The organism is Pedobacter cryoconitis (assembly GCF_014200605.1).
In the GTDB taxonomy this organism is placed as follows: domain Bacteria; phylum Bacteroidota; class Bacteroidia; order Sphingobacteriales; family Sphingobacteriaceae; genus Pedobacter; species Pedobacter cryoconitis_B.
In genome coordinates this window covers 291824-313191 of sequence record NZ_JACHCE010000006.1, presented here as the reverse complement: position 1 = coordinate 313191, position 21368 = coordinate 291824, and the positions used below count along the sequence as shown (strand labels likewise).

At 38.0% G+C, this 21368-nt stretch carries 16 protein-coding genes; 9 read left to right on the top strand and 7 right to left on the bottom strand.

Going from position 1 to position 21368, the window contains the following annotated elements; all coding sequences use genetic code 11:
• Nucleotides 1-12: 12 nt before the first annotated feature.
• Complete coding sequence (locus HDE68_RS18950) at nt 13-237, top strand: CDGSH iron-sulfur domain-containing protein (protein ID WP_086548824.1); 225 nt, start codon at nt 13-15, stop codon at nt 235-237.
• Nucleotides 238-330: 93 nt separating this feature from the next.
• Here the strand turns inward: HDE68_RS18950 and HDE68_RS18945 are convergent, their stop codons facing one another.
• Genes HDE68_RS18945 through HDE68_RS18935 form a run of 3 tightly spaced genes read right to left on the bottom strand, consistent with a single transcriptional unit; the run spans nt 331 to nt 3880 of the window.
• A complete protein-coding gene (locus HDE68_RS18945; protein ID WP_183883794.1) occupies nt 331-1113 on the bottom strand; it encodes a DUF1080 domain-containing protein in 783 nt (260 codons plus the stop codon).
• A gap of 55 nt (nt 1114-1168) precedes the next feature.
• Entirely contained in the window at nt 1169-2098 is a 930-nt protein-coding gene (locus tag HDE68_RS18940) for a PfkB family carbohydrate kinase (protein ID WP_183883793.1), read from the bottom strand.
• Nucleotides 2099-2110: 12 nt separating this feature from the next.
• Entirely contained in the window at nt 2111-3880 is a 1770-nt protein-coding gene (locus HDE68_RS18935) for an ATP-binding protein (RefSeq protein ID WP_183883792.1), read from the bottom strand.
• Nucleotides 3881-4421: 541 nt separating this feature from the next.
• Here HDE68_RS18935 and HDE68_RS18930 point away from each other — a divergent pair.
• The 4 genes from HDE68_RS18930 to HDE68_RS18915 all read left to right on the top strand — a co-directional run bounded on the left by HDE68_RS18930 (nt 4422) and on the right by HDE68_RS18915 (nt 11911).
• Complete coding sequence (locus HDE68_RS18930) at nt 4422-7487, top strand: SusC/RagA family TonB-linked outer membrane protein (RefSeq protein WP_183883791.1); 3066 nt, start codon at nt 4422-4424, stop codon at nt 7485-7487.
• Nucleotides 7488-7502: 15 nt separating this feature from the next.
• Complete coding sequence (locus tag HDE68_RS18925; protein WP_183883790.1) at nt 7503-9014, top strand: RagB/SusD family nutrient uptake outer membrane protein; 1512 nt, start codon at nt 7503-7505, stop codon at nt 9012-9014.
• 90 nt (nt 9015-9104) lie between these two features.
• A complete protein-coding gene (locus HDE68_RS18920; protein ID WP_183883789.1) occupies nt 9105-11138 on the top strand; it encodes a glycoside hydrolase family 65 protein in 2034 nt (677 codons plus the stop codon).
• 62 nt (nt 11139-11200) lie between these two features.
• Nucleotides 11201-11911, top strand: a complete 711-nt coding sequence (locus tag HDE68_RS18915) for a hypothetical protein (protein ID WP_183883788.1) — start codon at nt 11201-11203, stop codon at nt 11909-11911.
• 38 nt (nt 11912-11949) lie between these two features.
• Here the strand turns inward: HDE68_RS18915 and HDE68_RS18910 are convergent, their stop codons facing one another.
• From HDE68_RS18910 to HDE68_RS18900, 3 genes are all read right to left on the bottom strand, one after another.
• Entirely contained in the window at nt 11950-12603 is a 654-nt protein-coding gene (locus HDE68_RS18910) for a response regulator transcription factor (RefSeq protein ID WP_183883787.1), read from the bottom strand.
• A gap of 150 nt (nt 12604-12753) precedes the next feature.
• Nucleotides 12754-13539: a sensor histidine kinase gene (locus HDE68_RS18905; protein WP_183883786.1), complete on the bottom strand. Its 786-nt coding sequence runs from the start codon at nt 13537-13539 to the stop codon at nt 12754-12756.
• Nucleotides 13540-14163: 624 nt separating this feature from the next.
• Nucleotides 14164-14817 carry a hypothetical protein gene (locus HDE68_RS18900; protein WP_183883785.1) on the bottom strand — a complete coding sequence of 218 codons (654 nt, stop codon included), beginning with the start codon at nt 14815-14817 and terminating at the stop codon, nt 14164-14166.
• A gap of 177 nt (nt 14818-14994) precedes the next feature.
• On the opposite strand from HDE68_RS18900, the gene HDE68_RS18895 reads away from it, so the two are divergent.
• From HDE68_RS18895 to HDE68_RS18885, 3 genes are all read left to right on the top strand, one after another.
• Complete coding sequence (locus HDE68_RS18895) at nt 14995-15741, top strand: hypothetical protein (RefSeq protein ID WP_183883784.1); 747 nt, start codon at nt 14995-14997, stop codon at nt 15739-15741.
• A gap of 187 nt (nt 15742-15928) precedes the next feature.
• On the top strand, nt 15929-16729 hold the full coding sequence (locus HDE68_RS18890) for a HipA family kinase (RefSeq protein WP_221300803.1): 801 nt from the start codon (nt 15929-15931) through the stop codon (nt 16727-16729).
• Nucleotides 16707-17090, top strand: a complete 384-nt coding sequence (locus HDE68_RS18885; protein ID WP_183883783.1) for a DUF3037 domain-containing protein — start codon at nt 16707-16709, stop codon at nt 17088-17090. The genes HDE68_RS18890 and HDE68_RS18885 overlap by 23 nt, the downstream gene beginning before the upstream one ends.
• A gap of 97 nt (nt 17091-17187) precedes the next feature.
• Here HDE68_RS18885 and HDE68_RS18880 read toward each other — a convergent pair whose 3' ends face one another.
• On the bottom strand, nt 17188-19695 hold the full coding sequence (locus HDE68_RS18880; RefSeq protein ID WP_260171807.1) for a M1 family metallopeptidase: 2508 nt from the start codon (nt 19693-19695) through the stop codon (nt 17188-17190).
• A 210-nt stretch (nt 19696-19905) separates the two neighbouring features.
• On the opposite strand from HDE68_RS18880, the gene sufB reads away from it, so the two are divergent.
• The gene (gene sufB / locus HDE68_RS18875) at nt 19906-21354 is read left to right on the top strand and encodes a Fe-S cluster assembly protein SufB (RefSeq protein ID WP_221300801.1); all 1449 of its coding nucleotides are present in this window, start codon (nt 19906-19908) and stop codon (nt 21352-21354) included.
• Nucleotides 21355-21368 lie beyond the last annotated feature (14 nt).

Genomic DNA, 21368 nt, shown 5'->3' with positions numbered 1-21368 from the left:
ATTAACAAATACATGTCGAAGACAAAACTTACAATCAATAATAATGGATCTGTGAAGATCGAAGGCGATTTTGAAATCGTTGACAGAAATGGCAATACGTATGGTCTGCAAGGCAGAGAAGTACTTTCAATTTGCCGTTGCGGGTTGTCAAAAAACAAGCCTTTTTGTGATGGAGCACATAATGGACATTTTGAGCATGAAGCTATTGCATTTGATCTTCCTCCTAAAAAAGTCTAAGGAATTAAAAAATATTAAAATAGAAAAGCCGCTTCAGTTAAATTTGAAGCGGCTTTTCTTGTGAATCTGTATTTTAAAATTACGGGTTTTAAATTATTTTTCCAGCTCTCTGATCCAGATATTACGGTAGCTGACCGGTTCACTTTTATCTCCATGAGCCTGAAGTTTGATAGGAAGCGGACCATGAGCTTTTGTATAAGATGGCTGACCAACATATTGTGTTGGCCCTTTGAGTTCAAAATTATTCTGAACCAGTACTCCATTATAAAGTACAGTTACTTTAGCAGGTGTATTTACTGTGCTATCTGCCTTAAAGGTTGGGGCTGTCCAGATTACATCATAAGTTTGCCATTCGCCTGGTTTACGGGATGGGTTAACCAAAGGAGTGGTCTGCTTATAAATACTCCCGGCCATACCATTTGTATAAGTGTTGTTATCATAAGAATCCAGGATCTGTAATTCATAACCCAGATCACCTTTTCCCATTGAAGCCAGAAAAAGGCCGCTATTTCCACGCAGTTGCCCGGTTCCAGTGATGTTTTTTGGTACCTGCCATTCAATATGCAACTGATAGTTACCAAAAGATTGTTTAGTTTCAATATTACCTGTTTTCTTATTCACAGTCAGCTTTCCATCTGCAACGGTCCATTTTGCAGCTTGTGTTCTATCATCAGTCATCACCCACTGATTAAGATTTTTGCCGTCAAACAGAATTACTGCATCAGATGGAGCATCTGTTGTTGTTTTTCCCGGAGTGACTTTTTTAGGAACTGGCGTATAGAATTCAGTATCCTCATGTTTGGCCTGGGCATTTGCATGAGCAAGGCCCAATCCGGTGATCAGTACAGAGGTAATAATTGCTTTAGTTAAATACATATTATAACGATTTAGTTTTGCTGATTGATTTGTTTTGAAGGATCAATATAGGAAATTATTGTTTGTTTAATCTTTCATCACGAAGATGTTGCCTGATAAATTTATCCAGATCTGGTGTTGTATAAGCAGGACAGGCTCCTGTCTGACCAGCAACGAATGCACCTAAAGCTAATGCATAATCAAGTGCATCAGGTATAGAAGTTCCTGTTAGCTTTTTATAAAGAAATGCAGCGAGGAAAGCATCTCCGGCACCTACAGTATCGGCAACATTAACCCGGCAGGCATTACCATGGGTTGCCTTTTCCCTGTTATAATAGACGGCGCCCTGGCTTCCTTTAGTCAGAAGGATTTCATCGATACTAAAATTTTGCTGTAAATAGCTGATACTGCCGGCCTCTGTTGTTCCAGGTTTGCAGAACCAGTCTGTCAGTACGTTTAGTTCATTAATATTTAGTTTTAAAAGGTCTGTTTTAGAAAGTAATAGCTGGAGGGTCTCTTTAGTATAATGCGGAGGTCTGAGGTTTACATCGAATACCTTGTATTTGGCCGAATCAAGGATCTTAAGAAGAGTTTCTCTGGATTCGTTGTTGCGTTCAGCCAGACTTCCAAAAACGAAAGCATCAGCAGTGCTGGCCATTAAGCTATATTTAGGATTAAATTCAATAAAATCCCATGCTACATGGGGTAAAATGTCATAGACCATTTCATGGTCATCTGTGATTTTCCCAATAACTTCGCCGGTATCGTGCAACTCATCAAACTGGATCAGTTCGGTAGGTAAACCTATTTTACTGCAGAAACAAACTAGTTCGGCCCCGGCTTTATCTTCGCCGGTACGGCTGATCAATTTACTCTCTGCACCAATATGGTTAAGATGATAAGCAACATTCACAGGGGCACCACCGGCCATCCGGCCTGCAGGAAGATTATCCCAAAGGATTTCTCCGTAGCAAATAATTACAGGTTTTTTGTTTTCAGCAGACATTTTGTTTGATGATTAGGTATTTACGGCTAATTTTTTTTTATAAGAGGATGGTGTGCAATTGTATTTTGATTTAAAGACAGTGGAAAAATAAGTAGGAGAAGAAAAACCTACTTTGTAAGTAATTTCGGAAATGGAAAGGTCTTCATTAATTAAAAGATATTTGGCTTTTTTTAGTCTTTTGTTTAAAATGTAATCATTGATTGTACAATCAAGCAGTACTTTTGTTTTCCGGTATAGTTGAATTCTGGATATTCCTAATGCAATCGCGATATCGTCAACATTAAATTTGTCATTTGCAATGTTTTGTTCAATTACACTGGTAAAGTCGTTTAAGAATTTCTTGTCAGATCGGCTTAGTATGGCGGTGTTAGCTTCTGTTGCGGTTTCATTTCTAAACTTTCTTTTGAGTAATTTTCTATTCCAAATCAGGTTTTTTACACTTTCTTTAAGGAGTATATAATTGAATGGCTTAGTGAGGTAAAGATCTGCCATCTGTTTAATTTCATTGATTTTATGTTCTTCATTGCCATCTGCTGCTAGTATGATAACAGGGATATGAGAAGTTCGGATATCATTTTTAAGGGCAGGGGTGATCTGAACAGTTGAATTTTCTGCTGAAGTGATGTCGGTAATAATCAGATCTGGTATCATTTCATAAGCTACTTTTAGCCCCTGAGTATAACTGCTGGCAGTAAAAACTTCGTAATCTTCTTTAAAACTGTTTCTTAAATATTCGAGCAGTTCTTCATTTTCTTCGATAATTAGTAAAGATTCTTCATTGACATATCCGTCCTGTTCATCTGAGGCCTCAACTATGTCGTCTTGCAGGGTTTCTGCGGTATATGGATTGAAGTGACCAGCGCTTACAGCAAAATTAGGATTTGCTTTTTGCTCTGCGGGTATAGAATGCTCCTGATTCAATGGGAGTATAATATGAAAAGTAGTTCCTTTTCCTTTTTTACTCTGAATACTTATTGTCCCCTGGTGCAATTCAGTGATCTCTTTGGAAAGAGAAAGACCAAGTCCTGAACCGAAGAAACTACCATTGCCGGTCTGGTGAAATAAATCAAATACATGCTTAGCTTCTTCTTCTGTCATTCCATTGCCACTGTCTGATACGGTGATATCCAATGTCTGATCTGCTGAATTGCTTTTAAGCCCAATTAGAACTTTTCCATGTTCAGGACTGAATTTAATAGCATTGGATAATAAATTAAATAACACTTTATCGAACATGTTTTTATCAAACCATACCATGATATCTTTGTCGGAGCTTGATAGTTTTAATTCTATGTTTTTTCTCAGCGCCATTGCTTTGAATGAGGATATAATATCTTTTGAAAAGGCAACAAAGTCCTGAAGGGCCAGGTCGATTTTCATTTGATCATATTCTATTTTTCTAAAATCTGTCAGTTGGTTAACCATCAATAATAACCGCTGTACATTTCTATGAATCAGATTGAGTTGATGCCTGGTCGGATTTGAAGAGTTTTTGCTATCAAGCATCTCATCCAATGGGAGAAGAATCAGCGTTAGCGGAACCCTGAATGCATTTGATATATGTGTAAAGAAACTGAATTTTGCTTCTGCGGTAGCCTGGTTTGCTGTCGATAATGCAATTAATTCTTCCTGCTGTCTGAGGGTCTCATTGTTTTTTATCTCCAGCTCTTTGCTTTTCTGATAGTTTTGATAGAGCAGATAACAAGCGATGAAGGCAAATATAAGGGCTAATATTAAAGCGGTCACCAGAAAATTTAAACTATCCTGTTGTATGATACGCATGGGTTTTTCTAAAATGGAATTGGAATTTGTTCTTTTTTCCGGTGAACACCCGGAGACAAAAACGCTTGTCATCATGAGGGACTGATAGATGAAAAGCATGGCTCTCTTTTGGTCTGCAAGCATAGGTTAAGATAGGTAGTAATAAGCCAGGAACAATATATATAATTTTTTTGTCATACTGTATTCAATACACTATGTCTTGGAATAATTAATGAATTTATCATTATTGTATTTGTCTCTATCATGTTACAATTTCTAAATAAATCTTCAAAAGCTCAAACATTTTAGCTTATTTAAATTTCATTTTCAAGTTTAATGTGTTGTTTTATAGTTGTTTGTGTTTTATTTCGTGATAAATTGATTTTAGTTTGAATTGATACATAATCAATAACAAGGGAAATTATTTACGCATATATTGCTTTGAGTTACAGGCTTAAACCGGCTTGTGATCTTGTGAATTCAAATTGTCCATTGTCTCCTCCAAAACACAAATTAAAAAACAGAAAGCCTTCTCAACTCAAATCAACTAAACCAAATAATTATGAACGAGTCTTTACCAAAAAAAAAGTGGTTTGTCTTTTTAGATAAGCCTAAATCTCAGCTGCTGCAAAAAACAATCGTGTGTTGTCTTGCTTTGCTCAGTATTAATTTATCAGTATATGCACAATCTGTAGTAAAAGGTGTGGTATCTGATAATGAAAAAAACACTTTAATCGGTGTTACTATCTCAGTTACAGGAACAAATGTAAGGGCAATGACTGACGCCAATGGTAAATATGCCATTAATGTACCTGCAAATGGAAAGTCACTAACTTTCAGTTATGTTGGCTTACAATCACAAACCATAGATATCAATAGCAGAACTACGGTTAACATTACGTTGTCTTCAGGTACTGACCTGGAAGCGGTAACGATTGTGGGTTATGGAGCTGTAAAAAAGAGTGACATGACGGGTGCGGCAACGACAATTTCTGCCAAGGATTTCAATAAAGGGCCACTGATTGCACCTGATCAGCTTATCCAGGGAAAAGTTGCTGGTGTACAGATGATTAATAACAGTGGACAGCCTGGTGGGGCATCGACGGTCAGAATCAGGGGAAATACTGCAGTAACAGGTACCGGACAACCTTTGTATGTGGTTGATGGTGTTGCACTTGATGGCAGATCGGCCAGGCCTACTGGTAATGGTGGTACTGCTACTGCTCCCGGAACTAATAACCTGACGGCATCCGGTACTTCGGCCCAGGGAAATCCACTGAATTTTATTAATCCGGCTGATATTGAATCCATGGAAATTCTAAAGGATGCATCGGCTACTGCGATTTACGGTTCAAGAGCGGCTTATGGAGTGGTTTTAATCACAACAAAAAGAGGAAAGAGCGGTGAAATTAAAGTTGATGTAGGTGCTTCTGCCGGAGTGAGTACGCTTGCGCGTACACTTAAAACACTAGACGGTAACGGCTTTCGTAATGCTTTGAAACAATATGGACTGACAACCAATGATTTTGGTGATAATGTGGATGCGATGAAATCTATTATGCGGACAGGCTATAATCAGAATTATTCTGTTGCTGTTAGCGGAGGAAATGATGGAAACGTTTTTCGTGTCTCTTTAGGTTATCAGAATCAACAGGGGATTATCAAAAAGACTGATTTTAAGAAGTATAGTGGTGCGTTTAACGGGAATTTTAAATTTCTGGAAAGTAAGAAACTGGGATTGGATGTCAATATGATCAGCAGTCAGTATATAGAAAATCTTGCGCCGATTTCTACTGATGCAGGTTTTACAGGAAGTTTAATTGGTCAGGCTTTATCATGGAACCCTACGCGGTCAATGTATAATGCAGATGGATCTGTGTTTGTTGAAAAAAACTCTACTACGATTAATCCAATGGCGATGTTAGAAGCATCTAGTGATAAGTCAACAGTATCAACTATTTTGGGTAGTGTATCGCCTTATTATAAAATTACTCCCTGGTTAGAATTTAGAATGTTAGCCAGTATAAACTATAGTACCGGTATCAGAAGAGCTTCCACACGTAGTTTTCTTAATCTTACAGGGGTAGAGGCTAAAGATGATTTCCTGGGTGGGGTAGCAAGTTATTCTAATACGGAGCTAATTACCCAGCAATTTACCAATACCTTGAATTTTAACAAGGAAATTGCCAGTAAACTTAATCTGAATGCAATTATTGGCTATGAATATACCAATTATATCAACAGAGGTCAGAATATGACAGGCAGGGGATTTGGTGATGCAGCAGTCGATTATACAGATATATTTCATGCTGTTGCACCTGCAAATCGTACTGCAAATTCTTATAATGATCCTGCTTCTCAATTGCAGTCTTATTTTGCCAGGGCAATCTTTAATTATGATAATAAGTATTTACTGACTGCAACGTTCAGAGCGGACGGTTCTACGAAATTTGGTTCAAATAATCGTTATGGTTACTTCCCTTCGTTTGCTGCAGCCTGGAATATTAAAAATGAAAGCTTTATGACCGATGTTGCCTGGCTGAATCAGTTGAAACTGAGAGCCGGATATGGAAAAACCGGTAATCAGGAATTTCCTGCAGGAGCGGCACAGCAACGTTATGATTATGTTTATGTAGGAAGCGGAAGAACGCTTGTTGCTGTAAATAATAAGAATCCGGATTTGAAATGGCAAGAAGATAAGCAAACCAATTTAGGTGTTGATTTTGGTCTGTTTGGTAATAAAATTACCGGATCAATCGATTATTTTAATAAGGAAACCACTGGTCTTTTATTTCCGCTGATACCCATACAACCTGCAAATCCGGGTGTAGCAACAACATGGATTAATTTACCTGGTACTATTAGTAATAAGGGAATTGAACTGACTTTAAATGCTAATATTATTGATAAGCCAGATATGACTTTCTCTTTAGGAGGTAATGCTACTTTTATTAAAAACAGAGTAAAAAAACTTAGTGATATTATTAAAACCGGTTCATTGAGCGGACAGGGTTTAAGTGGTGTTACATTAGAGGTTCTTCAACAGGGATTACCTTTATTTGCAATGGTTACCAGAGAGTTTACAGGTTTGAATGCTGCCGGACAATCTCAGTATACTGAAGATGGTTATAAATCTTATTACCTTGGAAATCCAAATCCTAATGTTATCCTTGGGTTCAGTGCTAATTTCAGGTATAAAAAAGTGACCTTCGGTGCGAACTTTAATGGTTCATTAGGTCAGAAAATTTATAATAATACGGCAAACTCAGTATTACCAATCTCTAATCTTGGAATTGGTAAAAATATCGCGTCTAACCTGTTGAATTCTCCTATTCAGGAATCTCTGGCAAACCCGATTGCTGCTTCTTCAAGATATATCGAAAATGGCAGTTATGTAAAGCTCGCTAATGCTACAATTGGTTATTCGATTGGTAATGTGGGTAAGATTATCAAAGGGATGAACCTGTTTGTAAATGGGCAAAACTTATTTGTAATTACTAAATACACTGGTTTTGATCCGGAAGTAAATGTGGACAAAAGTGTAAATGGTGTCCCTTCTGCAGGAATTGAATATATTCCTTACCCTAGTTCGAGAACATTCAATTTCGGTGTTAACTTTTCTCTTTAACTAATGATGATCAACATGAAAAATAAATATATAATCGCTTTTGTCGCTGTAGCCATGGCTATCTCAGGATGTACAAAACTGAATGAGAATATAAGTGGACAAATTGGTAATGAAGGTGTTAACTCCGGGAACGTTGCCGACTTATTAAATGGAAGTTATACAGCTATGCGTAATCCTTACCAGGGACCATGGGGCTGGTGGTCATTGCAGGAATTTCCTTCTGATGAAGCTATTGTACCTACAAGAGCTGGTGACTGGGATGATAACGGTGCATGGCGCGCATTGCACTTACACAGATGGGAGGCAGATCATTCGCGTATTTCTGATACCTATAAAGACTTACATGGGGTAAATTATGCGGCAACCAATGTATTGGCGTTTAACCCAACTCCTATACAGGCCGCTGAGGCCAGGTTTGTTCGTGCATTTGCCCAATTTTCTATTCTTGATGGCTGGGGGCAGGTTGCTTTCCGTGATCCGGGAGAATTAGCTGTGAAAAATTCGAGAGTCAGAAAGGCTCCGGAAGAAATTGATTATCTGATTTCAGAATTAACTGCTATTATTCCAATTCTAATAGATGGGCCTAATTATTTTGCAAATAAAGATGCTGCAAAAATGCTGCTCATGAAATGTTACCTGAATAAGGGGGCCTTTTTAAACCGTACAGCACCTACTTTTGATGCTGCGGATATGGCCAGAGTAATTACCCTTGCTGATGAAATTATTAATTCAGGAAAGTATAAACTGACGCCAAACTATTTTGATAATTTTGCACCAACAAACGATAAATTATCGACAGAGAATATATTCACTTCCAGAAATATTGGTGGTTCTGATGCAGGTGCTGTAAAGGACATGTGGGTACCTCCTTTGCATTATAACCAAAATCCAAGTGGTTATAATGGTTTTTCTACTTTATCAGATTTTTATAAAAAATTTGAAGCTTCTGACCAGCGTATAGGTGGTGCATATGCAGGAATGACAAACGTTTCTGGTGTTAAAGTTGGGTTTTTAATTGGCCAGCAGTATGATCAGACTGGTGCTTTAATTAAAGACAGGCGTAATAACAACCTGATTTTTACTCCTGAAGTAAGTAATATTGAAACGGATGCAAACCATTTGGAAGTTGCAGGTATCAGAGTGATTAAATATCCGATTGATTATGTAAATGCTTCCACTGGTAAGGCAGAAAACGATTGGGTATATTACCGGTATTCAGATGTATTGCTGATGAAAGCTGAAGCTCAGTTAAGAACTGGTTTAACTGGTAATGCATTAACATTGGTTAATTCGCTCAGAGCTGTTAGGGGAGCCAGTGCTTTTGGTAGTTTAACACTTGATAATTTACTGGATGAACGCGGACGTGAATTTTTCTGGGAAGGTGTAAGAAGACAGGATTTGATCCGTTTTGGTAAATTCCTAACCCCATGGCAGGAAAAACCATCAGATAATCCAAGGAACCTGGTATTTCCTATACCTGACAATCAGTTGGGCAATACCAATTATACTCAAAACCCTGGTTATTAATTAAAAATCTAAATTCAATGGAAAAGGTTAATCTGTACGTACAGTGCAGGTTAACCTTTTTTGTATTTGTCTATTCTTTTAATTCATTTTATGAAAAGAATCAATGTATTGCTGTTTATAGCCCTGTTGGTAGCCTGTTTTACACTGAAAGCGCAGGACCCCTGGAAAATCACTGCTGATAAACCTAATCCTGCTAATTATTATGGGGTAACCATTGCTAATGGTATGATCGGTATTGTTTCTTCTGCTGAGCCTTTTAAGGTTAAAAATATCGTGCTTGCAGGGGCTTATGATCAGTATGGAAGAGGGAGGGTAAGTAATTTCCTGAATAGTTTTAACCTGTTAAATATGTATCTGGAGATTGATGGAAAACGTTTAACAGCTGCCGATGTCAGTAATTTCAGGCAAGAGCTGGATATGCGTCATGCTTCTTTCAAAACTACTTTTGATTATGGTGACAAAGCGACAATTACCTATACTTATTATTCACTCAGACAACTTCCTTTTACAGTATTGGCTAATGTCAGTATAAAAGCTAAAAAAGCGGTAACAATCAATGCCGCAAGTGTAATGGAAGCTCCTGATGCTTTAAAAGAGGTGCAAAACTATTATAACGAAATAGATCGTCCGCATGTAACTATTTCTTTGCTGACCTCAACAGCAAAAAGCCCTACCGGCAAATTGCAGCTTTGCGCCTCCACAAGTTTTATTTTTAAAGAGGCTCATGGACAGGAGCCCAGGGTAATCCACGAAATGTGGGATAATAATATGCACCTGATGAAATTCAGTAAAAAACTTGATCAGGGGGAAACTTATAATTACGCGGTTACGGGAAGTTCTATTACTTCTGCACATCATAGTGATCCGTTAAATGAAGCAGAAAGAATGACTGTATTTGCAAAATTGCAGGGGAGTGACAGATTACTTGCTTTTCATAATCAGGCATGGGATGAATTATGGAAAAGTGATATTCAGCTGGGAGGTGATCCGCAGTCTCAGCAGGATATTCATAGTATGTTGTATCATTTATATTCTTTTACCCGTGCTGGCAGTCCTTTTTCTTTGTCACCCATGGGTTTATCTGGTTTGGGCTACAATGGCCATGTTTTCTGGGATACTGATATCTGGATGTTCCCTGCATTACTTGTTTTACATCCTGAGATAGCAAAATCACTAATTGATTATCGTTTTGACAGGTTAGATGCAGCCAGGCGTAATGCTTTTTCTCATGGATATAAAGGGGCTATGTTTCCTTGGGAAAGTGCAGATACAGGTGTAGAGGAAACACCTGTATGGGCATTAAGTGGTGCTTTTGAACATCACATTACAGCATGTGTTGCGCTTGCTGCATGGAATTATTATGCAGTTACACAGGATAAAGAATGGTTAAAAGAAAAAGGATGGCCAATTTTATCACAGACAGCTGATTTCTGGGCGAGCAGAGTGGAAAGGAATGGGGCAGGGTTATATGAGATTAAAAATGTGGTAGCGGCCGATGAATGGGCAGAAAATATAGATAATAATGCTTTTACCAATGCAGCGGCAAAAGTAAACCTGCAGCATGCGGCAGCGGCAGCAAAACTATTGGGCATTAAACCAAATCCGGACTGGAGTCTGGTCGCGCAGAATATTCCGGTTCTGAAAATGGAGAACGGGGTTACTAAAGAGCATGCTGGTTATAAAGGCGAAGGGATTAAGCAGGCAGATGTAAATTTACTGGCTTATCCGCTGAAGGTAATTACTGATCCGGTACAGATCAAAAAAGATCTGGAGTATTATGAAGGAAGAGTTCCGGATGAAGGTACACCTGCAATGACACAGGCGGTTTTTGCTTTACTCTATGCAAGACTGGGCAATACAGAGAAAGCCTATCACTTTTTTAAGGATGCTTTTGAACCTAATTTACTTCCTCCATTCAGAGTTATTGCAGAAACCAAAGGAGGAACAAATCCATATTTTGCAACTGGGGCAGGAGGGATTTTGCAAAGTGTTTTAATGGGTTTTGGCGGACTGGATATTACGCCTTCGGGAATTGTTCAGATAGGGAGTAAGATACCTGCGCAGTGGAAATCATTAAAAATAACGGGCGTTGGAACAGAGAAAAAAACATATCAAAGAAATTAGGACCTGACTATAATTTAATATACTTTTAGTTAACTGGTTTTGGGCTGAAATAATCTTTTGAAATGAGCGTCTATTTAAAATATCCCCGCAATATCATATTAACAGTATTGTTCGTGTGTTTTTGTTTGTGTTCTGAAGCACAGGAATTATCAAAAGTAAACTTTAGAATCTCATCTCAAACAGCTGCAATAAATTCAATTGTTTTTACGATCGGTGAACTGAATCTGCAATTCGATCAGAAGGGCGGTAAGTTATATATGATAAACCGGGGCTATAAAAGAGTTCCGGAATGGAGTGATTATATGGACGAGGAGTATTATGACGGGATTACTGACGGAGATAAAAAAGGTAAAATTAAATCGACCGGAGGTGTTAAAATTGATTATTATGATGTTTTCGATGGGGAGAAAAAGGGCAAAATTAAATCGATCGGAGCTGTTAAAATTGATTACTATGATGTTTTTGATGGAGAGAAAAAAGGTCGGATTAAATCAGTAGGCGGTAATATTATTGGTTATTATGATGTTTTTGATGGAGATAAAAAGGGAAAGATCAAATCATTTGGCAGTATCAGGATCGATTATTATGATAGCTTTTCCAGTACAGGTAAAAAAGGAAAGGTAAGCGTTATAGGGCAGGTGAAAATTGATTATTATGATAATTTTGGGCCTTCTGCAAGAATGGGTAAGATCAAATCAATTAAAGGGAATACTCCTGACTTATACGTAACTATTGATAGGGGAAACAGTACATTGTCAGATGATAATGATTAGTCTGCCTTTCCGCCTGATGATGAAAATCAGTGCTCTTTTTATAATTTAATTAATTCATTTCTGAGCGCAAACAACACTAAGCCTGTACGGGATTTTATCTCAAATTTCTGAAATAAGGATTCCCTGTAATTGTCTATCGTATGTGGACTGAGATTCATTTTATCTGCAATTTCTTTGTAAGTAAACTCCGAGCAGCAGTGCTCCAGAAATTTACGTTCATTAGCTGAAATTTCCTGAAGAAGGTTTCTGGAAGAGCTATTTTCCTGCAGCGACCTGATTAGTTTGCCTGAAACCAGGTTGTTCATGAAATAACCATGAGTTGCGAGGGTTTTGATTGCAGTAATTAAATCAGAAGTTCCGGATTCTTTTAGTAAATATCCCCCGGCACCACTTTTAAGCATTTCGATAATAGGTTTGTCCTCATCATACATGCTTAAAGCAAGCACTCTGATTTGCGGGTAATTGTCGGTAATCCATCTGGTTGATTCATAGCCATCCATTTGTGGCATGTTGATGTCCATCAGTATAACCTGAGGCAGATTATCTTTATTTAGCTTTAAGATCATTTCCTTTCCATTGGAAGCATCAAAAAGAATATCAATTTCATCCGATTCTTCTAACAGACTGATCATCCCTTTTCTAAATAAAGTATGATCATCAACAATTGCAATAACTATTTTTTTTTCTTCCATATAAGAGCGCGGCTTAAATTTATAAATTAAAAATGTTTATTGCTGGTTTTTTGGCGAAACAATATAAATTACTTCGTCTGTTTTTGTTCCTGCTGCTTGAAATCTGCTGTAAGACAGAGGCAATTAAATGGAAAAAAATATAAAAATATTTTAGCTGTAAGGTATGGAAACATGGATTTCAGTACCGATACCAGGATTAGAATTAATTGTAAAGTTTCCATCCATCATCAATGTCCTTTTCTGAAGGTTGAATAAGCCTAAGCCATCGCCGTCTTTTATCTTTTCTTCCGGAATAAACCCTTTTCCGTTATCCTTTACAAAGAGACTTAAATGGTCTTTAGTCTGGTCTATTGTAATTTGAATCAGGCTGGCTTGTGCATGCTTGAGGATGTTACTTAATATTTCCTGAAATAACCTGAACATAATCAGTTCTTTATCAGCATGTGCAGGAATGGGGTGGGTAGTATGATCATTAAACTGAATTTCATAGGCCAAACCCTTTTTCAGCCAGTCCAGCTCATATGCAATAGCATGTCCAAGACTTTTTTTGATCAGTTCCTGCCCGTTCATCTTTTTTGAAAGCTGGCGCAGTTCTTTAATCGCACGCTGCGTTAATTCTGATGCGGTATTAATCTTTTCTTCTCTTAAATGATCAGTTTTAATAGAACTTAATGTCATACTGGTCAGGCTGAGTAGCTGACCGATGTTATCATGCAGGTCACTGGCGATAGTTTGCAGGATATGTTCCTGCACTTCTATCTGGGTTTTCAGTAACTCTAATTCGAATGTTTTTCTTAGTATCTCTTTTTCTTCCAGGTGCTTAGCCTTTTTTTTATTGTATAAAAAAATATAGATAATCAGAAAAAGAGGGGCTATCAGAAAAATGAATGTGATGATGGCGATGAGTAAGATTAATTCCTTTGACGATATCTGCATATGAAAGCGTATGACCAGCAACTATATAAAAGTACATTTAGAATATTAAAGGTAACATACCTTGTCGATAAAGTTATCGAATGCGCTTTCTCCTGCAAAAGATAATCGAAAAATATATTACATGCAGTGCTTCCAAAATAGAAAAACAGGACTCCATTGACTATCCAGAATGGAGGGTAAGATTCAAGTTTTCTGAAATGCTCATCTTGTAGAATGAGCATATAATAATATAAGCTTGCAATGACAAAAACGACTGACATGAAAGCTGCGGTTTTATAGGCAAAATTACTAAAATGATTGCTGAACAATTCAAGAGCAAATACTAAAATGAATAAACCTAACCAGCTGTAAAGCTGGCCAGGTTTATGATGATATTTTTTGTACAAATAATAAAAAAAGCAACTTATCATTGTACATTCAACCACCAGAAAACAGGTATAGAGAGCGTAATTTGGTTTGTGTTGCAGACGTAAACTGATGCCAGCCATTTCTACGGTACATACCAGTAAAAGATAAATAATAAAGGACCTCCAGTATATGTTTTTATCTTTGTATAAGCATAATATACTTATAAACAGGCAAATGAGTTCCGTAATCGTGTTGACCGTAAAAAAATCCTGCATATTATTTAGGTAACGAAACAATTTTAGGTAAAGTGTCTAGTAATAAAGTTGCTCCGATGGATACACAGTTTGATGGCGGCGGACATAATTCACCTCTGTTTTCAGGAACGAAGGTCACGATAAAACCAGGGTTATCTTTGTTTACTGTTTTGCTGGCAGAGCTTTCCTGTTTAACAATATCTTTATAATAATCGAAATGCAGAATTCCTTCTTTAGTGTCAACAGGTCTGGTAGAAACCATTAATAATGTATTGTATCCCCAATATTTTTTTGGTGGCGCAGGTCTTTTTTTATCCGTTGTCGTAGTATCATATTTATTATTGTAAGTGATCATATAAAAACGTACACCGTCCCCGTCTTCTTTTTCCAGCTGGTTAAGCATTTGTTTTAATCTGTCTTTGCTAAACCAAACACAGCGGGTATCCGGTTTTTTAGGTACACGTGCCCTGATTTCTTCTTCTGTCTGATCAACATAACCTGCATGCGAAGCGTAATTTTTAACGTATTCTCTCGCGGTGGTTACATCAACTAAAACTGAATCTGGTATAGTTACACCTTTACTGGTTGTTTCTACAGCTGCAGTTTCTTTTTGCTTGCATGCGGTTACACTTAAAGCAACTAATGCGCTAAATAAAATGGGAAATTTTAATTTCATAATACGGGTGTTTTTTTGAGCTAACCTAGGTAAATTATTTCTTTCGGCAAACTTCATTTTGCCTTTTAATAAAGCTAAAATGCTGAAGGCGAAAAGCTGTTTTCACCCTGTCATTTCAAATCAGGCAGATTGATATTTGAAGGATACATTTTGTTCTTAAAAAAATCATTAATTTATATGTGTAAGCAAGGCGTTATTCAACTTATTGGAAAGCCGATAAATGAAGAGCAGGCAGCAGTTTCATTTAGTTTATTACCTGGTTCTGATCCTGTGGCTATGGGGTGTTTTCTGGCTATATGGGAGGGAACTGCTGTTCTTTCAACATCAGAAGCATTACAGGCGAGAAAAATAGGCAGTGGTGAACTTTTTGGTGAACATACGTTTGATCAGCTTTTCATTGGGAAGAAGAATTACATCATTGGATTAGGTATTGATAAGGGGAGAGAAACGGAAACTATTATAGCTACTCTTTCTTTAACAATTTCTGCTGTATTTAATCAGCTTCTTCCTGCTGTTTACAGTAATATAAGTGTAAATGCAGATAATATTGGTACCGATTTTCTGATTGCACACTTTACAAGTCCATGCTGCAATCAAATTAAGTCAAACAAAAAATGGATTGCATTGTTCCATGGGGAATTCAGCCCCGGTATTTATGATGGAACAAATATGATTGCTACAAGTAAAGCTGCCCCTTATCAATACTCCGGAAGTATTATTATGAAAAATATACCAAAAGGATTGGGCCGTTTTGAAACCTATACCTTGATTTTTGGACAGGGGCTGGATAAATCCGGGAATCTTGATTATAGTAAGTTGATTAGCAGCTGTACATTTATTGTCTGGAGATCCAAAATTTATATCGGTACTTCTGCCGCCAGCCCTTTTTCCGCTCCTTTACCTCTTTTACTTCATGCTTTATAAAAATCTACCTGTTATGGACCTGGAAACATCTCTTCGTTTGCTGCTTATTTTACTTCTTTTAATCCCACAAAATGTAAGTGCCGGCAAACATTATGATGAACCTGTAAAAACATTCCGGGTTTTTAAATGAGGTCTTTGAAATAATTTTGCCTAAATTTCAAGCCGTCTCTACCAAGAGCGTCTTTTTATGATAAATATTAATGAACTTCAACTCAGAACCGTCAGCGTAACGCGTTATGTTACGCCATTGCGCGAAGGAGGGTCCATGCCTGCTATTGCAGAGGCCGATGATGATTTTCTATATGTACTCAAGTTCCGCGGTGCGGGACAAGGTGTAAAAGCACTGATTGCAGAGATTATCGGCGGGGAAATTGCCCGTGCCCTTGGATTTAAAATACCTGAAATTGTACTGGCTAACCTTGATGAAGCTTTTGGACGAACAGAACCGGATGAAGAAATACAAGATCTGCTCAAAGCCAGTGTAGGGCTTAATCTTGCTTTACATTATCTTTCAGGTGCGATTACATTTGACCCGACAGTTACCACCATAGATGCGAAACTTGCCTCACAAATTGTCTGGCTGGATTGTCTGCTGACCAATATGGACCGTACTGCAAGGAATACCAATATGCTGATCTGGCATAAAGAACTATGGCTGATTGATCATGGGGCTTCCCTCTATTTTCATCATTCGTGGCAGAACTGGGAAGAACAGGCAGAGCGGCCATTTACATTGATCAAAGATCATGTATTGTTGCCCTGGGCTTCCGAACTGGAAGCTGTAGACGCAGAATTCAGACCGGTTCTGACTAAAGAACTGATTCATGCCATAGTAGGTTTGATTCCCACAGCGTGGTTATGTGAAGAACGTACCTTTGATTCTGCCGAAGAACACCGTAATGCCTATGCACGGTTCCTGGAACTGAGAATTACCAATTCAGAAATTTTTGTAAAAGCAGCACAAGATGCAAGACAGTCACTTATTTGAGTATGCGGTAATCCGCGTTGTACCCAGGGTAGAACGTGAAGAGTTTATAAATGTCGGTGTCATTCTTTATTGCGCTAAACAGAAATTCCTGCAAGCTGATATTGTTTTAAATAAGGAAAAACTCAGTGTCTTTTCAGGGACGGCAGATATTGTGGCTATTGAAAATAATCTGGAGGCTTTAAAAAGAATTTGTAATGGCGGAAAAGAAAGCGGGCCAATCGGTCAGCTTGATCTTGCTTCCAGGTTTCGCTGGCTTACGGCTATGCGGAGTACAGTTCTGCAGACCTCAAGGGTGCATCCGGGATTTTGTAAAGATGCAGACGAAAAATTAAAGTTTCTGCTTGAAGAACAGGTTCTTTAAGGAACGGGATTTGTCATGAACCTAAATCGGCTAATAAAAAAGGCCCCTTTCAGAGATTGATATCCTGAAAGGGGCCTTGATATTTCTGCTCAGCTATTTAATCTTTTTTATCTTTAATTTGTTGCTGGGCTTCTCCGATTAGTTTCACAGAAGAACTATCATTCTGTTGCTGACGTACTTTTTTAATCTGATCAAGTACACCGGTAATTACGGGGCCGGCTCCCTGAGATTTGTATTTTATTCCGATTGCTTTTAAGGCGTTAATACCCTGCGCGGAATACTCAGGACTTTTAACACGGGCGGTCATCATCGCAAAATCTTTAAGCATTTCAAATTGTGCCTGAGGATCACTTTCCTGATAATTTTTGTAAACAAAAGGCCATTCTGTATCATCTCCATTTTGTGCATAAACAGTAGTCAGCGCTTTTGTTAATTCACCTTTGTTATCTTTTTCGAAAGATTTGGCAATAGCTAATGATTCGGCAGGCTTTAAAATTGACATTGCAAATAAGGAGGCACCTTGTACTGCATATGAAGAGCTTTTTAAACCTTCGGTGAAAATTGGTAACTGCCGGGCAGCATCCGGGGTTACGCTAATGATTTTTATAGCCTCTGCTTTTGCAAGATTGTTATCATCTGTTTTTGCAATTTTAAGGATCAATGGTATAGCAGGGGTAGTTAAAGCAATATTCTGTGGATCTATACTGTTCATTGTTTTAATGCGCAGCCCGTAATATTTATCCTGTAAAGCAGCCAATAAAATTTGTTGTGCAGCAGGGTCTTTTTGTTGTGCTGTTGCTGCTTCGATTGCTTCCAGTCTGTCCATATATAATGGGGCATGCTGATACTGGAATAAAAACTCATTGATTGTTTTGTGATCTGTTTTTTTACTCAATGTAATCTTATCAGCATCTACATTCACCAGTTTGGGCTGTGCAGGTAATTTATACGTCAGGGTATCTGATTTACTTCGCATCCAGATCTGATGACGCTCTTTTTGAGTACCATTGTAAATATCTACTGCCATTGGCAACTGAAATGCTTTTCCTTCCTGTGTTTGGGTCAAATAAACAGTCTGTGTTTTAGTTGCTTCATCCCATTTGTATTTGATGTCCAGCAGAGGATGACCGGCGCCATAATACCATTGATTGAAAAACCAGTTTAAATCTTTTCCACTGGCCTCTTCCATCGCTAAACGCAATTGCTGCCCTTCGCCATTTTTAAATGCATTTGTTTTCAGGTAAATGTTTAACCCTTTGAAAAAGACATCAGGAGTCAGGAAATTACGCAGCATATTTAAAATACGGCCTCCCTTTTTGTAGGATACCTCATCAAACATATCCTGGGCAGCATGGTAATGAAAACGCACAAGGTCTTTAGTTGCATTTGCAGGATTTTCAAGATAAGTTTGCAGGGCTTCATTGTTATGGTCATCACCAGTATCCTGTCCGTATTTATGTTCTGCCCATAAGGTTTCACTAAAATCGGCAAAAGACTCATTCACAGTTAAATTACTCCAGCTCTCGGCAGTAACATAATCACCAAACCATTGATGAAACAGCTCATGAACAATAGTGCTTCTTCCTTTATCATAATATCTGTCTGCCAGTTCACGTGCGGTACCCTGTACATAAGAACCATGTAGTGTAGCTGTCGTGTTTTCCATTGCCCCGCTTACATAATCACGCACTACGATCTGCGAATATTTGTTCCATGGATAGTCTACTCCTAATATTTTTGAATAGAATTCTATCACCTCGGGTGTGAAGCCAAATATATCCTTTGCATAAGGTGCGTAAGCTGGTTCCAGATAATAGCTCACCTCTTTGTCGCGCCATTTATCACGATAAATTTTAAAATCACCAACAGCCATCATAAACAAATAAGGGGAATGCGGTAATTCCATTTTCCAGGTATCTGTTCTGGTTCCATCGGCATTTTTTTTCTGAGAAGCCAGTCTGCCATTTGACAAAGTCACATATTTGCCCGGTACAGTCATACTGATTTCATCCGTAGTTTTCTGATTGGTTCTGTCAATGGTAGGGAACCATGCCGAAGAACTCTCCAGTTCACCCTGTGTCCAGATTTGTACCGGTTTACCTTTTTCGGTACTATCCGGATTAATGAAATAGAGCCCTTTAGCATCTGTTATAGCTGCACCGGCCTCCAGTTTTAATTCATCCGGCTTTGCCGTATAATCTATATATATTGTATAATTCTCTGTACTCTGATATTTTTTATCCAGTGTTATTGCCAGGGAAAGATTATCGTACGTATACTTAAGCGGGATGTTTTTTCCGTTTTTTACAATGGCAACAGTCTTGATATCCATGCCTTTTGCATCCAGCCTTAAACTATCTGTGGCATAAACATGTGGTTTAATGGTTACCCATTCTTTCCCATATAAATAACGTTTTTTATAATCAAATCTGACATCCAGTTTGGTGTGGATCAGATCGTTGATCTTTTCTGCACTTCCCCTGTAGATCTTCAATAAAGGGTCTTCAGTTTTTTGTTGGGCAAAGGCAGGAAGCGCAACAGCAGTGGCAATAAAAAACATCGTCTGCAAGACAGCACGCTTATAAATTCTTGGTTTTATTATCATTTTAAGATCTTTAAAATACGGCTGTAAATCTAAGTGGAAAATCATAAAGTGCAAATAATGTTTTTGATACAGAGTAATTGTGTCTTTTAAACTCATTGTATTGTAATAAACAAAGTAATTCCTTTGTTTATTAAGCCCATTACTTATCTTTGTTTCCTGCTTTGTCCACCAGCTATCCGAACGCTGCTGATAAAGTTTTTAAACTGAATAATGATGGAAAAAGATGATTTGATGCTCGAACAACTGGCAAACCGTGAATACGAATTTGGCTTTGTTACAGCAATTGATATGGATATTTCTGAAATCGGACTCAACGAAGATACTGTGAAGTTTATTTCTGCAAAAAAGAATGAACCTCAGTGGCTACTCGATTGGCGTATGAAGGGTTTCAAGGCTTTCCAGAAGCAAGAAATGCCGCAATGGCAAAACTTCAAAATGCCTGAAATTGACTTTCAGTCTATTTCATACTATGCTGCACCTAAACAACAGGCCAAATATGCATCATTAGATGAAGTTGATCCTGAGTTGCTGCGTACTTTTGAAAAATTGGGTATCCCGATGTCAGAACAGAAGCAGCTGGCGGGAGTTGCTGTGGATGTTGTATTTGATAGTGTGTCGGTAACTACCACTTATAAAAAACATTTAAACGAACTTGGAATTATATTTTGTTCTATCAGTGATGCTGTTAAGGATCATCCTGAACTGATACAGAAATACCTGGGGTCAGTAGTTCCGCATACGGATAACGTTTTTGCTTCTTTAAATACAGCTGTATTCTCTGACGGATCTTTTGTATATATCCCTAAAGGTGTAAGGTGCCCTATGGAACTTTCCACGTATTTCAGGATTAATGCTGAAAATACTGGTCAGTTTGAACGTACACTGATTATTGCTGATGAAGATAGCTATGTAAGTTATCTGGAAGGATGTACAGCACCTATGCGTGATGAAAATCAGTTACATGCTGCTGTAGTGGAGCTCATTGCTATGAAAGGTGCGGAGATTAAATATTCTACAGTACAGAATTGGTACCCTGGTGATAAAGAAGGAAAAGGAGGGATCTTTAATTTTGTGACCAAACGCGGTGCCTGTCGTGGTGAGCGTGCTAAAATTTCATGGACACAAGTAGAAACTGGTTCTGCAATTACCTGGAAATATCCAAGTATCTTATTGCAGGGTGATTACTCATCAGGAGAGTTTTATTCTGTTGCAGTAACCAATAACATGCAAATTGCAGATACTGGTACAAAAATATATCATCTTGGTGCCCATACTAAAAGCCGGATTATCTCTAAAGGGATCTCGGCAGGCCAGGGACAGAACAGTTATCGCGGTTTAGTGCAAATGGGGGCTAAGGCTGCTTATGCACGTAACTTTACGCAATGTGATTCTCTGTTGATAGGTGACCGTTGTGGTGCGCATACTTTCCCGTATATCGAATCTAAAAATAATACAGCAACCATAGAGCACGAAGCTACAACCTCCAAAATAGGAGAAGATCAGGTATTTTATCTGAATCAGCGTGGAATTGATGCAGAACAGGCTATTGCGTTAATTGTTAACGGATATGCAAAGGATGTACTGAATCAATTACCAATGGAATTTGCAGTAGAAGCTCAAAAATTACTTTCTCTTACACTCGAAGGCAGCGTAGGGTAGATCATAAAAAAATA

Bases quoted from the DNA above. Each gene is read 5' to 3' on its own strand.
- HDE68_RS18950 (WP_086548824.1), top strand. From the start codon at position 13: ATGTCGAAGACAAAACTTACAATCAATAATAATGGATCTGTGAAGATC.
- HDE68_RS18945 (WP_183883794.1), bottom strand. From the start codon at position 1,113: ATGTATTTAACTAAAGCAATTATTACCTCTGTACTGATCACCGGATTG.
- HDE68_RS18940 (WP_183883793.1), bottom strand. From the start codon at position 2,098: ATGTCTGCTGAAAACAAAAAACCTGTAATTATTTGCTACGGAGAAATC.
- HDE68_RS18935 (WP_183883792.1), bottom strand. From the start codon at position 3,880: ATGCGTATCATACAACAGGATAGTTTAAATTTTCTGGTGACCGCTTTA.
- HDE68_RS18930 (WP_183883791.1), top strand. From the start codon at position 4,422: ATGAACGAGTCTTTACCAAAAAAAAAGTGGTTTGTCTTTTTAGATAAG.
- HDE68_RS18925 (WP_183883790.1), top strand. From the start codon at position 7,503: ATGAAAAATAAATATATAATCGCTTTTGTCGCTGTAGCCATGGCTATC.
- HDE68_RS18920 (WP_183883789.1), top strand. From the start codon at position 9,105: ATGAAAAGAATCAATGTATTGCTGTTTATAGCCCTGTTGGTAGCCTGT.
- HDE68_RS18915 (WP_183883788.1), top strand. From the start codon at position 11,201: ATGAGCGTCTATTTAAAATATCCCCGCAATATCATATTAACAGTATTG.
- HDE68_RS18910 (WP_183883787.1), bottom strand. From the start codon at position 12,603: ATGGAAGAAAAAAAAATAGTTATTGCAATTGTTGATGATCATACTTTA.
- HDE68_RS18905 (WP_183883786.1), bottom strand. From the start codon at position 13,539: ATGCAGATATCGTCAAAGGAATTAATCTTACTCATCGCCATCATCACA.
- HDE68_RS18900 (WP_183883785.1), bottom strand. From the start codon at position 14,817: ATGAAATTAAAATTTCCCATTTTATTTAGCGCATTAGTTGCTTTAAGT.
- HDE68_RS18895 (WP_183883784.1), top strand. From the start codon at position 14,995: ATGTGTAAGCAAGGCGTTATTCAACTTATTGGAAAGCCGATAAATGAA.
- HDE68_RS18890 (WP_221300803.1), top strand. From the start codon at position 15,929: ATGATAAATATTAATGAACTTCAACTCAGAACCGTCAGCGTAACGCGT.
- HDE68_RS18885 (WP_183883783.1), top strand. From the start codon at position 16,707: ATGCAAGACAGTCACTTATTTGAGTATGCGGTAATCCGCGTTGTACCC.
- HDE68_RS18880 (WP_260171807.1), bottom strand. From the start codon at position 19,695: ATGATAATAAAACCAAGAATTTATAAGCGTGCTGTCTTGCAGACGATG.
- sufB (WP_221300801.1), top strand. From the start codon at position 19,906: ATGATGGAAAAAGATGATTTGATGCTCGAACAACTGGCAAACCGTGAA.